This window comes from Mycolicibacterium chlorophenolicum (assembly GCF_001044235.1).
Taxonomy (GTDB): domain Bacteria; phylum Actinomycetota; class Actinomycetes; order Mycobacteriales; family Mycobacteriaceae; genus Mycobacterium; species Mycobacterium chlorophenolicum.
This window is the reverse complement of the sequence record NZ_JYNL01000068.1, coordinates 195,901-208,776: the sequence shown is the minus strand read 5'-3', so window position 1 is coordinate 208,776 and position 12,876 is coordinate 195,901. Positions and strand designations below refer to the sequence as shown.

13 protein-coding genes are annotated in these 12,876 nt (G+C 66.6%); 6 read left to right on the top strand and 7 right to left on the bottom strand.

What is annotated here, in order from left to right; genetic code table 11:
* Positions 1-3 precede the first annotated feature (3 nt).
* The 4 genes from MCHLDSM_RS29050 to MCHLDSM_RS29035 are packed head-to-tail and all read right to left on the bottom strand — an operon-like array spanning position 4 to position 3,586.
* Positions 4-915 carry an alpha/beta fold hydrolase gene (locus tag MCHLDSM_RS29050; RefSeq protein WP_048473265.1) on the bottom strand — a complete coding sequence of 304 codons (912 nt, stop codon included), beginning with the start codon at positions 913-915 and terminating at the stop codon, positions 4-6.
* On the bottom strand, positions 912-1,304 hold the full coding sequence (locus MCHLDSM_RS29045; protein ID WP_048473264.1) for a Rieske (2Fe-2S) protein: 393 nt from the start codon (positions 1,302-1,304) through the stop codon (positions 912-914). Before MCHLDSM_RS29045 ends, MCHLDSM_RS29050 begins: the two co-directional genes overlap by 4 nt.
* Positions 1,305-2,459 (bottom strand): amidohydrolase family protein, encoded by a 1,155-nt coding sequence (locus MCHLDSM_RS29040; RefSeq protein WP_048473263.1) that lies wholly within the window; start codon positions 2,457-2,459, stop codon positions 1,305-1,307. It abuts the gene before it with no gap.
* A 26-nt stretch (positions 2,460-2,485) separates the two neighbouring features.
* The gene (locus MCHLDSM_RS29035; RefSeq protein WP_048473262.1) at positions 2,486-3,586 is read right to left on the bottom strand and encodes an amidohydrolase family protein; all 1,101 of its coding nucleotides are present in this window, start codon (positions 3,584-3,586) and stop codon (positions 2,486-2,488) included.
* A 238-nt stretch (positions 3,587-3,824) separates the two neighbouring features.
* On the opposite strand from MCHLDSM_RS29035, the gene MCHLDSM_RS29030 reads away from it, so the two are divergent.
* From MCHLDSM_RS29030 to MCHLDSM_RS29005, 6 genes are read left to right on the top strand one after another with little or no spacing between them, the layout of a single operon-like run.
* Entirely contained in the window at positions 3,825-4,820 is a 996-nt protein-coding gene (locus MCHLDSM_RS29030; RefSeq protein WP_048473261.1) for an acyl-CoA dehydrogenase family protein, read from the top strand.
* On the top strand, positions 4,821-5,996 hold the full coding sequence (locus MCHLDSM_RS29025; RefSeq protein ID WP_048473260.1) for an acyl-CoA dehydrogenase family protein: 1,176 nt from the start codon (positions 4,821-4,823) through the stop codon (positions 5,994-5,996).
* Positions 5,997-6,007: 11 nt separating this feature from the next.
* Positions 6,008-7,135, top strand: coding sequence for an LLM class flavin-dependent oxidoreductase (locus MCHLDSM_RS29020; RefSeq protein WP_048473259.1), 1,128 nt, complete (start codon positions 6,008-6,010; stop codon positions 7,133-7,135).
* On the top strand, positions 7,132-8,301 hold the full coding sequence (locus MCHLDSM_RS29015) for a sulfotransferase family protein (RefSeq protein WP_048473258.1): 1,170 nt from the start codon (positions 7,132-7,134) through the stop codon (positions 8,299-8,301). Before MCHLDSM_RS29020 ends, MCHLDSM_RS29015 begins: the two co-directional genes overlap by 4 nt.
* Positions 8,294-9,067, top strand: a complete 774-nt coding sequence (locus MCHLDSM_RS29010; RefSeq protein WP_048473257.1) for a sugar phosphate isomerase/epimerase family protein — start codon at positions 8,294-8,296, stop codon at positions 9,065-9,067. Before MCHLDSM_RS29015 ends, MCHLDSM_RS29010 begins: the two co-directional genes overlap by 8 nt.
* Positions 9,067-10,278, top strand: coding sequence for a DUF1214 domain-containing protein (locus MCHLDSM_RS29005; RefSeq protein ID WP_048473256.1), 1,212 nt, complete (start codon positions 9,067-9,069; stop codon positions 10,276-10,278). The genes MCHLDSM_RS29010 and MCHLDSM_RS29005 overlap by 1 nt, the downstream gene beginning before the upstream one ends.
* A gap of 91 nt (positions 10,279-10,369) precedes the next feature.
* On the opposite strand, the gene MCHLDSM_RS29000 is transcribed toward MCHLDSM_RS29005, so the two are convergent.
* Genes MCHLDSM_RS29000 through MCHLDSM_RS28990 form a run of 3 tightly spaced genes read right to left on the bottom strand, consistent with a single transcriptional unit; the run spans position 10,370 to position 12,861 of the window.
* Positions 10,370-11,752, bottom strand: a complete 1,383-nt coding sequence (locus MCHLDSM_RS29000) for a cytochrome P450 (RefSeq protein WP_048473255.1) — start codon at positions 11,750-11,752, stop codon at positions 10,370-10,372.
* Between the two features lie 41 nt (positions 11,753-11,793).
* Positions 11,794-11,988: a ferredoxin gene (locus MCHLDSM_RS28995; protein WP_048473254.1), complete on the bottom strand. Its 195-nt coding sequence runs from the start codon at positions 11,986-11,988 to the stop codon at positions 11,794-11,796.
* Positions 11,989-12,000: 12 nt separating this feature from the next.
* Positions 12,001-12,861, bottom strand: a complete 861-nt coding sequence (locus MCHLDSM_RS28990; RefSeq protein WP_048418191.1) for a mycofactocin-coupled SDR family oxidoreductase — start codon at positions 12,859-12,861, stop codon at positions 12,001-12,003.
* Between the last annotated feature and the right edge of the window lie 15 nt (positions 12,862-12,876).

The following is a 12,876-nucleotide window of genomic DNA, read 5'->3' as shown; positions in this document are numbered from 1 at the left end:
CCGTCATCGACGCCCCAGAAACTCGAGGATCGCGGGCGCGGCCTGCACCCAGGTGTCGAACATGTTGAAGCGCTTCACCTTTCCTGATGCCCGCGCTTCGGCGGCGCGCTCCCAGGCATCCTCGGGCCAGGGCGGGTCGATCAGCGTCGAACCCTTGATCAGGCAGCTGACCTCGAGCGAGGTGCGTTTGGGGTGGTCCATGTCGTTCTCGCCGCCGCGGATGATCAGCGTCGGGACTCCGATGTTGTCGAACATCTCGTCGTCGACGCCCGGGATCGTCTGCCCCGGCTTCGAGACGAACGCGTTGAGCCAGCGCAACATCAGCTTGAGGAAGTCGTCGGCGTCGAAGGACAGCAATCGGTCCCGGTTCGCGGGGTTCTCGGCGATCCGTTCCTTCCACTCGCCGACCTGGGCCACTCCGCGCATCCCGGTGCCGCGGACCGCGAGGATGCTGGGCACGATGTAGTAGGAACCGAGGACGAACGTGCCGTAGATGCCGCCGACGATGTTCCACACCACGAGTTTCCGGACGATCTCCGGATACAGCATCGCGGTCAGCATCGAGTCGCGGGCACCCCCGGACCCGCCGGCCAGGATGCACGGTCCGATACCCAGGCCGGTGATCAGGGCGTGCAGGGTCTCGGCGCGCATGTGGGATTCACTCTGTCCGTAGAACTGCACGTCGGACTTCCCGCAGTTGGGCCGGTCCCACAACAGCACGCGGTACCCGCCCTTGACCAGCGCTTGCGCCAGGGGCCGCAGCCCCTCGATGTCCTTGCTGAACCGTCCGCCGGGGGTCAACGCGATGAAATCACCCTGCTTGCCCAATATTTCGTAGACGACGCGGCCGCCGTTGACCTCGAAGAGCTTCTCGCCGCGCTTGAGCGTCGGCCCGGCCACCTTGAGGGTCGTCATGCCTGCACCAGCACATCGTTGCCGACCACCCGTACCGGATAAGTGCGGATGCTCCACTCGGGTTTGACCGCCGTGGTCCCGGTCGCGAGCTCGAAACCCCACTGGTGCCAGGGACAGTAGATGAACTCCTTGTCGCGGACCATCACGGCGTCACCGGGCACGTCCTCGTCGACGATCGTGCGGCCCCGTGCCCGACCGGAGCACAGCGGACCGCCTTCGTGCGGACAGTAGTTGGCGATCGCGTAGAAGGTGCCGTTGACGTTGTAGACCCCCACCCCGTGGCGGCCGATCGGCACGAGCTTGTGGGTGCCGGGCGGGATCTCGTCGACGGTCGCGACCACGTGTTCACGCCCCTGGGCCAGGCGGGGCGATTTCTGTGCCTCGGTCACCTAGAAGACCCGAACCTGGCCCTCGAGCACCGGCACGGTGTCCGGCAGCTTGTAGGTCGCGATGCCGTTGCGGAACATCACCGCTTCGCGGGCGTGCTCGGGCAGGTGTTTGACCAGCCAGCGCGGATCGTCGAACGTCCAGTGCGGGTAGTCGCTGGAGAACAACAGGATCTTCTCGCATTCCATCCATTCCAGCGCCCTGGTGAGTTCCGTCTTGTCCTCGGGATAGTCCAGCGGCTGGGTGGTGAATTTGATGTGGTCCTTGACGTACTCGCTGGGCTTGCGTTTGATGTCGACCCAGCGCTTGCGCTTCTCGTAGATGGCGTCCATCCGCCACATCAGCGGCAGGATCCACGTGAAGGCGTGCTCGACGAACACGATGCGCAGCGTGGGGAACCGGTCGAACACGCCGTCGAAGATCAGGCTCATCACCTGGTTGGCCGCCAGAAGCGAGTAGGTGACCATGAAATCGTGGTTGTAGCTCGGGATGCCGACAGGCGGGAACGGGAGCGTCTCGTAGTAGCCACGCGACAGGTGGCAGCTGACGGTGATGTCGTGTTTGACCGCGGCGGCCCAGATCGCGTCGTAACGCGGATCCCCCCACGACGGGCGCGGCTCCGCCTTGATCAGGACCTGCGCCATGTACGGGTGGCCGGCCCACTTCTCGATCTCCGCGGCGGCCAGCGCCGGCTCCTCGATCGCGACGCAGATCGAACCGCGCCACCGCTCGTGCCAGTTGTTGCGCGAGTCCAGCCAGTGGTTGGCCAGCCACTGGTTGGTGGCCACGCACATGGCGTGGGTGGCCTCGGGCAGCCGCATCTCGCCATGCGTCGGCTCGAGGATCGCGATGTCCGAGCCGGCCTCCATGATCAGCTGTTTGAGGGCCAGATCGGGGTCGCTGCAGGCGAACTCCCCGTCGGGCGGGAACGAGTCCACCCGCATCGCGTAGGAGTGCGCATAGTCGGGGGCGTCGTAGTAGATCGCTTCCCCGCGCGGGTGCGACAGGAAGTACCGGCTACGCCAGGGCTCCGGGATGTAGTCGACGAGCTCCCCGCGGCGCGGCATCGGGTGCACGTCGGAGTCGACGCACCGCACGGCGATGCGTTCGGTCGGGGGGACGCGGTCCCGGGCCTGCGTGCCGGCCGTTACCGTCATGGGAAGCCTCCTTGTCCTGCCACTGCCTAGTGCGCGAGCGCGTCGGCCGCGACGTCGATGCCGTACAGCTCCGCGGCGTTGCGCCAGCAGAGCCGCATCCGTTGTTCGCCGGTCAAGGCCGACGCGAATGTCGGCTGCTGCATGTTCCAGTGCGGATAGCTGGAGCCGAACATCGTCATCCGGTCCTTGCCGGTGAAATCGAGCCACTCGCCGGCGTACTCGACGTCACCGGGGCCGTCCAGACCGCTGGAGATGAAATACGTGTGCCCGGCAAGGTAGTCGCTCGGCATCTTCGGCGCCCAGGGGGTCTGCTCGAGATGGGGGCGGCCGAAGCAGTCCATCCGCCACATGAACGGCGTCAACATGTCCGCCGCGCCGTCGGCCCACACCATCTTCAGGCCGTCGTATCGCTCGAACACGCCCTCGGCGATCATGTTCATCAGGTGATACAGGTAGTTCAGCGACATGAAACCGAGGTACTGCTCGTAGGTGCGCGCTGCCCCAGACGGTGTGGGGGACAACATGATCCCGTTGCCGACCTCGATGTGCACCGCCACCGGTAGGCCGGCGTCGACGGCCGCCTCCCACAGCGGCCAGTACTGCGGCTTTCCGTACAGTTCTCGCGACTGCAGGGGGACGCCTATCTGCACGACGCGCGGATGATCGCGGTACTTCTCGATCTCGCGCAGTGCGCCGGTGATGTCGTCCGGATTCACCCGGATCGTGCCGCGAAACCGGGCGCCGTACTCGTCGTGCTCCAGCCACCGTGTCACCATCATCTCGTTGTGCGCGGCCGCGATCGCGGTGCCGAGATGCCGGTCGGGCATGATGCCCCGCGTCATCGGGTGCAGCACGGCGACGTCGACGCCGCGGTCGGTGAACAGGTGCTCGGCGACGGTGGCGACATCGGAGCCCGGGTACTGCCCGTCAGCGCCCTGCGTGCCCTTGGCGTACTCGCCGCCCGGCGCGCCGTACCAATCCATCTCGTAATCGGGAAAGCCGCGGCTGCTGAACGGTTCGCGGAGGAAGTTCTTCCGCAGGTCCTTGTTCGACCCGAAGAAGATGTGCACGCTGGCATCGATCACGGGGACACTGACTGTCTGCGTGCCGTCGTTGAGATCGATCACGGGCGCTCACCGCGGCAGGTATCGGCACCGGACATGAAGCCAGTGTAGATCCTTGTTCTTCATTGGCAAGAATTATGTTCTCAGTACACATCGCTTACTTTCTCCGCAGGTCAGCGGATACGTGGCGGGATGCGTGACGGACCTGGCGGCGGAACGGGATGCCCGTGGCGGGAGAACGGTTACAACGTCTAAAGAGAATGATATTCTCGCTTGACCGTGACGAGCTCGGAGGCGCTGCATGCTGCTGGAATTCGACGCCGATCAACGACTGTGGCAGGAGACCGTGCGCGACGCGGTCGCCAAGCAGTGCCCGGCCACGCTGATCCGTGAGATCGCCGAGAACGGCGTCGATCCGGCGCCGTTGTGGGCCGGCTACTGCGACGCCGGCTGGACCGAGTTGACCGACCCTGCCAATGCCGTCGAGCTCGCGATCGTGCTCGAGGAGATGGGTCGCGCAACCGACCCGACACCGTTTCTCTCCACCCTGACGCAGTTCGCCCCCCTGGTCGGCGATCGTTTCGATCCACAGCGGGCGGGCGCGGCGGTGTACTCGGGCGTCACCGCGGTCCGCGACGTCGACGGGTGGGTGCTGACCGGGACGGACCGGTTCGTCCTCGACGGCGATCGTGCGGACCGCCTCGCCGTCCTCACCCCGGCCGGGGTCTTCCTCGTCGCCGCGGAGCAGGTGACCACCCGCCGTGTGGATGTCTTCGACCCGGTGTTGCACGTAGCCGAGGTGACGTTGCCGGGGGTCCGTGTCGCCGACTCCGAGCGGCTGACGGCGGACACCGAGCGCGCCCGCCACCTGGCGCTGATGGGCATGGCCGCCACGATGGTCGGGGCGTGCCAGCGCGTCCTCGACCTCGTCGTGGACCACGCGAAGAGTCGCCAGCAGTTCGGTGTCGCGATCGGCACGTTCCAGGCCGTGCAGCACAAGGCGACCGACATGTTCGTCGCCATCGAGCGGGCACGCGCGCTGATGTACTTCGCGGCGTTGACCATCGCCGCCGACGACCCGCGCAGGCGGCTCGCGGCCGCGATGGCCAAAGCGTCGGCGGGGGAGTGCCAGTCGCTGGTGTTCCGCCACGGCATACAACTCTTCGGAGCCATGGGCTTCACGTGGGAGAACGATCTGCAGTTCGCGCTCAAGCGCGCGAAGGCCGGCGAGTTGATGCTGGGCGGGGCCGCGGAGCACCGGGCGATGATCGCCGACGAATACGGGAGGGATCTCTAGATGCAGCTGGCCTTCGACTCCGACGTCGAGGAGTTCCGCGCGGAGTTCTCCGCGTTCCTCGACGAGCACACCCCGTCGGCCGCCCAGACCGTGGAGCGGCCGCGGTCGGTCTCGCACATGCCGCAGTGGGCACGGGACTGGCAGCGGCTGCTGTTCGACAACGGCTGGTTGCTGCCTGCCCAGCCGCCCGAGTTCGGTGGCCGCAATGCCTCTGTGCTGCAGACGTTCGTCCATGCCGAGGAGTTGTGCCGGCGCCGGATCTACCACAGCTTCAACCCGCAGGGCGTCAACATCATCGCGGCGTCGCTGCTGACATTCGGGACCGACGACCAGAAGCACCGCTGGGCGGTGCCGGTCCTGCGGGGCGAACGCACCGCCTCGCTGGGCATGAGCGAACCCAGCGCCGGGTCGGATCTGGCGTCGTTGCGCACCAGGGCCGTTCGCGATGGTGAGCATTTCGTGGTGAACGGCCAGAAGGTGTGGACCTCCGGTGCCCATGACGCCGACTACCTGCTCACGTTCGTCCGGACCGATCCGGATGCCGCCAAGCACAAGGGAATCAGCGTGTTGCTGATCCCGACCGATCTCGACGGCGTGGTGTGCCGGCCGTTCGCCGACATGTGCGGAATGGACAACCTCGACTTCAACGAGGTGTTCTTCACCGATGTCCGCGTGCCCGTCGAGAACCTCGTCGGTGCGCTCAACGGTGGGTGGGGCGTCGCGAACGGTTCGCTCGGCCACGAACGCACGATGATGTGGCTGGGCTTCGCCGACCGGATCGCCAACTGCATCGCCGATTTCGAGCCGACGACCCCCCTCGAACGCGATGCGCTGGCCACCAGCATCATGGACTACGAGGCGTTGCGGCTGCTCGGATCCGTGGGCATCGCCAAGGCCGCTCGCGGTGAAGTGGACGTCGCGTCGGTGTCGATTCCGAAGCTGCTGGGCGCCGAGGCCGAACAACGTGTCGAGGGACTCGCGTTGGAGGCCGCCGGTCCCGACGGGCTCGTCCATCCGGCGACGTCGGGACCCTACGCGCACATGAACCTCGACCACTACTTCGCGAGCTGGTTCGAGCGGTACGCGCGCAGCTTCGGTGGCACCATCGCGGGCGGCACGTCGGAGATCCAGCGCAACATCATCGCCCAGCAGGTGCTGGGGCTGCCGAGGCGATAGGGACCGAGAGCGTGAGAGTCCAGCCGGCGGCCTTCCTGCGGACGACGCTGCCGCTGGATCTGAGCCGGCTGCAACAGTTGGACAGCGGGCGCTACCACTCGATCTGGTTGCCCGACCACATGGTGAGCTTCTGGCCAGACTCGATCTGGACACCGGAGTTCACGGACCTGGCCATCGCTTCCCCGTCCCCGCACCGCCATCTCGACGGCATGGCCGTCGCTGCCGCGGCGGCGGTGCTGACGGAGAACGTGCCACTGGTGACCAGCGTCGTCGACACCGTTCGCCGACACCCGGCCTCACTCGCTCAGAGTGCCCTGACCATCGATCACCTCGCCAACGGCCGCTTCATCCTGGGGTTGGGCAGCGGCGAGCGCGAGAACATCGAACCGTACGGCTTCGACTTCAGCCGCCCCGTCAGCCGCCTCGAGGAGGCGCTGCAGGTCATTCGGCTGCTGTGGGACAGTGACGGGCCGGTCGACTTCGAGGGTCGCTTCTACCGCCTGCGCCACGCACGCCTGGACACCGAACCCTACGACGGCACGCCGCCGCCCGTCTGGATCGGGGCCAGCGGTCCGCGGTCTCTCGAGATCGCCGGCCGGTACGCCGACGGCTGGTGGCCCGCCGGGGCATGGACGCCCGAGGATTACGCGACCAAGCTCGCTGCGGTCCGGAACGCCGCGGAGCGGGCGGGCCGCGATCCTCTGGCGATCACACCCTGCTTCATCCAGGTGTGTGTGATCGGCCGCGACGAGGCCGCGCTGGCGGAGGTGCTCGAGGCACCGCTGGTCAAGTCGTTCCTTCTGCAGGTGAGCGCAGAGCTGTTAGGCGAGAACGGTTTCGAGCATCCGATGGGATCGGATTGGCGCGGTTTCCACGACATCGACCCCGCCGTGCTCACCCGGGAACGCATCGTCGACTTCCTCGGCCGCGTCGAACCCGAAATGATCCTCGCCGTCGTCCCGCACGGGACTCCGAGCCAGGTGGCCCGCATCGTCGCCGACTATGTCGATGCCGGCCTTCGAGTACCGAAGATCCTCGACTACGGTGCGATGGCCGGACTCGATCACGCTGCGGCATCGGCTGCCAATGTCCTTGCTGCCGAGGATGAGTTGCTGGCGCTGTGTGGGGATGTCCGGTGACGGCGGCGCTCGACGCGGCGGCCATGCTGACGCGCGCCGAGGAGGCGACAGGACTGATCGACTACGGGGATCCCACACTGCGGCAGCGGTTCGTTATCGCTGTCGAGCACCTCAACGATCTCGGGCTGGATTCCCGCGGCCGCCGGCAGGCTGCCGATGTCTGTCACTGGTTGCTGACCACGAGGCTGGAGTTCTTCGCCGATCGCACCCGGTTCCCGGTCGCCGATGAGGTGATCGACCGGCCGATGTTCGTCACCGGAGAACCGCGGTCGGGAACCACGCTGATGCATGCGCTGATGTCGGTCGATCCCGACGCCCGCGCGCTGCGGTTCTGGGAGGTCATGTATCCGTCGCCGCCACCGGGACTGGCAGCAGACGACGACTCGCGGCGGACGCGTGCCGACGCCGACTGGCGCGAGATCAACGCCAAGCTGCCGAAGTGGCTGCACAGTCACCCGTACAACGACATGTTGGGTGACGGCCTCCCCGAGGACGAACGCACCTGGGCGTTCGACTTTCGCGTGATGACACCGACGGCATGGTGGCGGGTACCCATGCAGACGGTGGTCGGCGGGCTGCCCACCGACGCGACTGCGCAGTACCGCATCCACAAGGCGATGCTGCAGCAGTGCCAGTACGCCAGGCCGCCGAAGCGCTGGGTGCTGAAGGGTTTTCACGGCTTCCGTCTGGCCGAGCTGTTCGCCACCTACCCCGACGCGAACCTGCTGTGGTTGCACCGCGACCCGGTTCAGGTCGCCGCGTCCCGCACGATGATGATGGCCGACATCCTCGATGGCATCGTGGGTCCGGTCGACCTGCAGGCCGCGACGAAGATGCACCTGGAGCTGACCCGCGCCGGGATCGCCAACACGATGACCCATCCCATGGTCGACGACCCGCGGATCATGCACGTCCGCTACACCGATTTCATCGCCGACCCCATCGGCACCGTCCGCCGCTATCACCGTTTCTGCGGCCGCGACCTGACCGAGGACGCCGAAGAGCCCATGCGCGCATACCTGTCGGCCAACAAAGGTGATCGGCACGGAAAGTTCAGGTACTCCACCTCGCTGCTGACCGAGATCGGCGAGGACATCGCTGCGCTGCACGAGGAGTTCCGGCCCTTCCGCGACCGGTTCGGGGTGGAGATCGAAACCCGTGGTTGACACGCGCATCTCGGTGCACGATGTCACCTTCCATGGTGAGTCGTTCGATGACCTGTGCGCCCACTGGCAGGCGCTGGGGGTCACCCGGCTGAGTGTGATCGACACGGTGCTGGCGGAGCCGCGACTCCTCGAAGTCGTCACGGCGCAGGGCTATTCGGTGGAGACGGTATACCACCTGTTCGAGTCGACCGAAGCATTGCAGCGAGTCATCGCACTCGCGGCCCGTGTCGGCGCTCGGGTGGTCTACATGCTGACGGGCGGCCGGGGCGCGTTGAGCTGGGAGGATGCCGCTGCCCGCTTCTGCTCGGCGATCGCGCCGTGCCTGCAGCAGGCCAGGGACGCCGGAGTCGCACTGGCCATCGAGAACGCCTCCGCGCTGTATGCCGACATCCATATGGCCCACACGTTGCGCGACACGATCGAGCTCGCCGAGCGGGCCGGGATCGGCATCTGTGTCGACCTGTTCCACTGCTGGACCGAGGCCCACCTGCCCGCGCTGTTGGACCAGGCGTGGCCGCGTGTGGAGATGATCCAGCTCAGCGACTATGTGCTCGGTGACCGTGCGTTGCCGGCACGCGCAGTTCCGGGCGACGGCACGATCCCGATCCGATCCGTTCTCGCGCAGGCGCTCGCGGGTGGATACCCGCACGGCTTCGATCTGGAGCTGATCGGTCCGCGCATCACGCGTGAGGGTCGCCTCCAGGCCGCCCGTCGTGGCTGCGAAGTCGTGTCGGCAATGCTGTCGCAACTGGCAGGAGGACGGTGATGGCCTACGGGGACGGTCCCGATGACGCGGCGCTGCGCTCCGCCTGGGGGGCCTTCTGCCACCAGCTGCTGGCTGCGGGAGAGCAGGTGTTCAAGGCCCACAACGCGACCTCAGGGCTGCAACGCACCGATGCCCTGCGGTTCCTGACCCAGAACCTGGGGCAAGCCTTCGATTTGGCGCTGGAGACCCGCGACCCGCGGTACCCGGCTCTTCATGAGTTCTGCGGACCGACGCGCAAGCTGGGCGGTGACTGTGCCGATTTCACCTATCAGCAAGCATGGATCGACGGTCGATCGGTCTATCGCATTGTCGGACATCGGGGAAGTGCCCCGTTCTTCAACATCACGGTGCAGGGGCCGCGCCCCGACGGCCCCGGGGTGCTGCACGAGCCGTTCGGCGACGTGCCGGAGGCCAACCTCGTGGGCGAACAACTGGTGACGGAAGCGGACGGTCGTTTCGAGGTGTTCGTCGGCGGACCACGGCAGGCCCCGAACTGGCTGCCCACCACCCCGGGGTCGCGAAAGCTGTTCATCAGGCAGGGATTCGACTCGTGGGACGACCGCCCTGCCACCCTGCGGATCGAGCGGGTCGACATGGACGCGCCCAGACCGCTGCCGACCGCCGAGACGATGGTGGCGGCGATCGCGTGGGCGGGGGACTTCATCACCGGCGTGATGTCCGACTGGCCCGAGTATCCGTTCACTCACGGCGGCGTCGACGCGGACCGGCCCAACCAGTTCCCGGTGGTGGGCGCCGGTGCCGACGACGTGAAGAGAGGCCGCGCGGCGGCCAACATGCACTGGTCACTCGCCGCCGACGAGGCGCTGGTGATCGAGTTCGACGCCCACGAGGGTCTCTGGATGCTGACGAACATGGGCGTGTTCTTCAACAGCATGGATTTTCTGTACCGCCCGGTGAGCTACACGCCCAGCCGCACCAAGGTCGACGGGGACGGCAAGGTCCGACTGATCCTGACCCACGACGATCCGGGCTACCACAACTGGTTGGACACCCAGGGATTCGAGCGGGGCAACCTGACCTATCGGCACATGCTCACCGGTCAGCCTGCGGTGATACGCACCCGCCTCGTCAACCGCAGGGAACTGCCCGAGGTGTTGCCCGCCGACACTGCGACGGTCACCGAGCGGGAGCGCATGGAACAGATGTGGGCTCGGTTCACCGCGATTCGGACTCGTTACGCCCTGCTGTGACAGCCTTCGCCGCGAGCGTGCGTGAACTCCCGCATTTTCGCGGCGTGTCGGCCACAGACACGCACGCTCGCGGGAAAGAGGTGGAATCCCGTCAGTCGATGACCGCGGCCTGTTTGCGCTCGGTGATGGGACGGGCCAGCTCCTGCTCTTCGCAGATGCGCTGCAGCTTCTCCAGGGTCTCGTCCAGTCCCGGGCCCACGCGGGGGCCGGGCGTGAACGTCGCGGGCAGATGACGCATGCCCTGGATCACGCCAATCGTGTCGTAGTGCACGGTGCCCTCGGGATCGCACACATAGTCGGGCATGCGGTCGAGCACCGCGGTCAGCATGGACTTGAACACCGTACGCGCCACATTGGATCCCACGCAGCGGTGCACACCGATGCCGAAGCTGAAGTGCCGGTTGCCCTTCCGGTCCATGATCACCGTATTCGGTTCGTCGAACACCGACGGGTCCCGGTTGGCCATCGCCCATGACAGCCAGAGCCGCTCGAACTTCTTGAACTGGTACCCCTCGACCTCGACGTCCTCGGAGAAGGTCCGGCCGTCGCCGGGCGCGGGGGTGAAGAAGCGCAAGAACTCCTCGGTGGCCGGATCGAGCAGCGTGTCGCGCTCCCGGCTGAGTCGGTCGCGATCGCCGGGGTGCTCGCCCAGCCATTCGAGGGCGTGCGCGGTGAGCGCGGTGGTGGTGTCGAAACCGCCGCCGATGATCAGGCCGAGGTTGCCCAGGATCTCGATGTCGGGCGCGGGCTCGCCGTCGATGCGCAACTGCAGCAGCGCGTTCACCAGTCCGGGCCGCGGGTTCTCCCGGATCTCCATCATGTTGGTGATGAGGTCGATACCCATCTCGCGGTGCTGCTCGTTGATCTTCTCGCGTTCGGGGGCGTGCTCGGGGGTGTACACCGACGCGTGGGTGGGCTCGCTGTAGACGTTCCACTTCTTCAGCTCGATGCCCATCATCGCCAGGGTGAACACCGCCGGCACCACGTTGGCGAGGTCGTCGACGAAATCGATCCGGCCGGACTCGATGTGCTCATCGAGTGCAGCGCGGGTGATCTCGTGGATGAACGGCTCCCACCGCTTGATCGCCGCCGGCGACAGGTACGGGTTCAGGGCTCCGCGGTAGGCGCTGTGCTCGGGTTCGTCCATCTCCAAGATGCCCCCGCGCACGACGGTGGCGCGGCTGGCCTTGGGAATCGTGATCCCCTGGTACGGCGTCTCCCCGGAGATGTCGTGATGATTGGACACGGCCGGACAGCGGGCCAGCTCGAAGACCTCCCTGCTGCCCGAAGCCACCCAGTGCCCGTTGTAGGTCTCCGACCACGCCATCGGGCACCTGGCCTGCATCTCCTCGGTGATCTTCTCGAACTGCAGGCGGTACTCCGGTGTGTGCCGGTCGAAGTGGTACGTCGGTTTTCTGCGGCTGTCGTCGGCGGTACCGTCCACAGTGCCGTCCGCAATGTCGTCGACACTCAACGCTGTTGTCTCCCTGATTGTTCGGCTCTCTCGGCGAGGGGTCACTCGTCGAGGGTGATGGCTTGCTCCGGGCACGACTGCGCCGCCTCGCGTACCGCGGCCTCCTGATCTGGGGCGACCACCTCGCTGACCGGGGAGGCGGTGCCGTCGATGTCGCTGAGCGCGAATGCATCCGGTGCGATCATCGCGCACAGCGTGTGCCCCTGACACCGGCTCGAATCAACCGAGACCTTCACGTGTGTCCTCCCTCAGACGTGGTAGTCGTACCACTTGAGATAGCCGCCGGCATCGACGCGCAGCTGCATACCGGTGACGTAGCGGGCCTCGTCGGAGACCAACCACAGGATCGCGTTGCTGATGTCCTCGGGCTCGATGAAGTTGACCTTCATCGCCTGCTGCACGCCGAACACCGGTTCGGCGTCGGCGCGGGTCGGGTTCTCCAGGTCCGGGCGGAAGGATCGGTACATCGGCGGGCTCTGCAGCATGTCGGTGTTGCAGTTCGTCGGATGCACGACGTTGGCCCGGATGCCCCGCACTGCGAGTTCGGTCGCCAGATCGTGAACATACTGTGAGAGGAGTCTTTTCGAGGTCATGTAGGCCATGCCGCCCGGATCGCCACCGGGGTTGGGCTTGTTGTGCGCGTCCATCAGCGCCGCCGTCGAACCCGTCGCCACGATCGCGGCTCCCTCTTTGAGGTGAGGGAGCGCCACCTGGATCGCGTTGATGGTGCCGATCAGGTTGGTGTTGATGACATCGGTCCACGCCTGCAGCGGCGGATCGCCTTTCATCCCGGCGATTCCGGCCTGCGCGACGACGATGTCCAGGCCGCCCAGCGTGGCGACACCGTCCTCGAGAGCCTTCCTCAGCTGGGCCGCGTCGCGCACGTCGGCCTTGGCTGTGACGATGCGCTGACCGGTCTTCTCGACGAATGCCGCTGTCTCGTCGAGGTCTTCGGGCGTCGCCATCGGATAGCCGATGGTCGCGACGTCCTCACACAGGTCGACGGCGATGATGTCGGCGCCCTCTTCGGCCAGTCGCACGGCGTGGCTGCGCCCCTGTCCGCGCGCGGCCCCGGTGATGAAGGCGATTTTTCCTTGGACGCGTCCCATGTCCGCATCGATCCT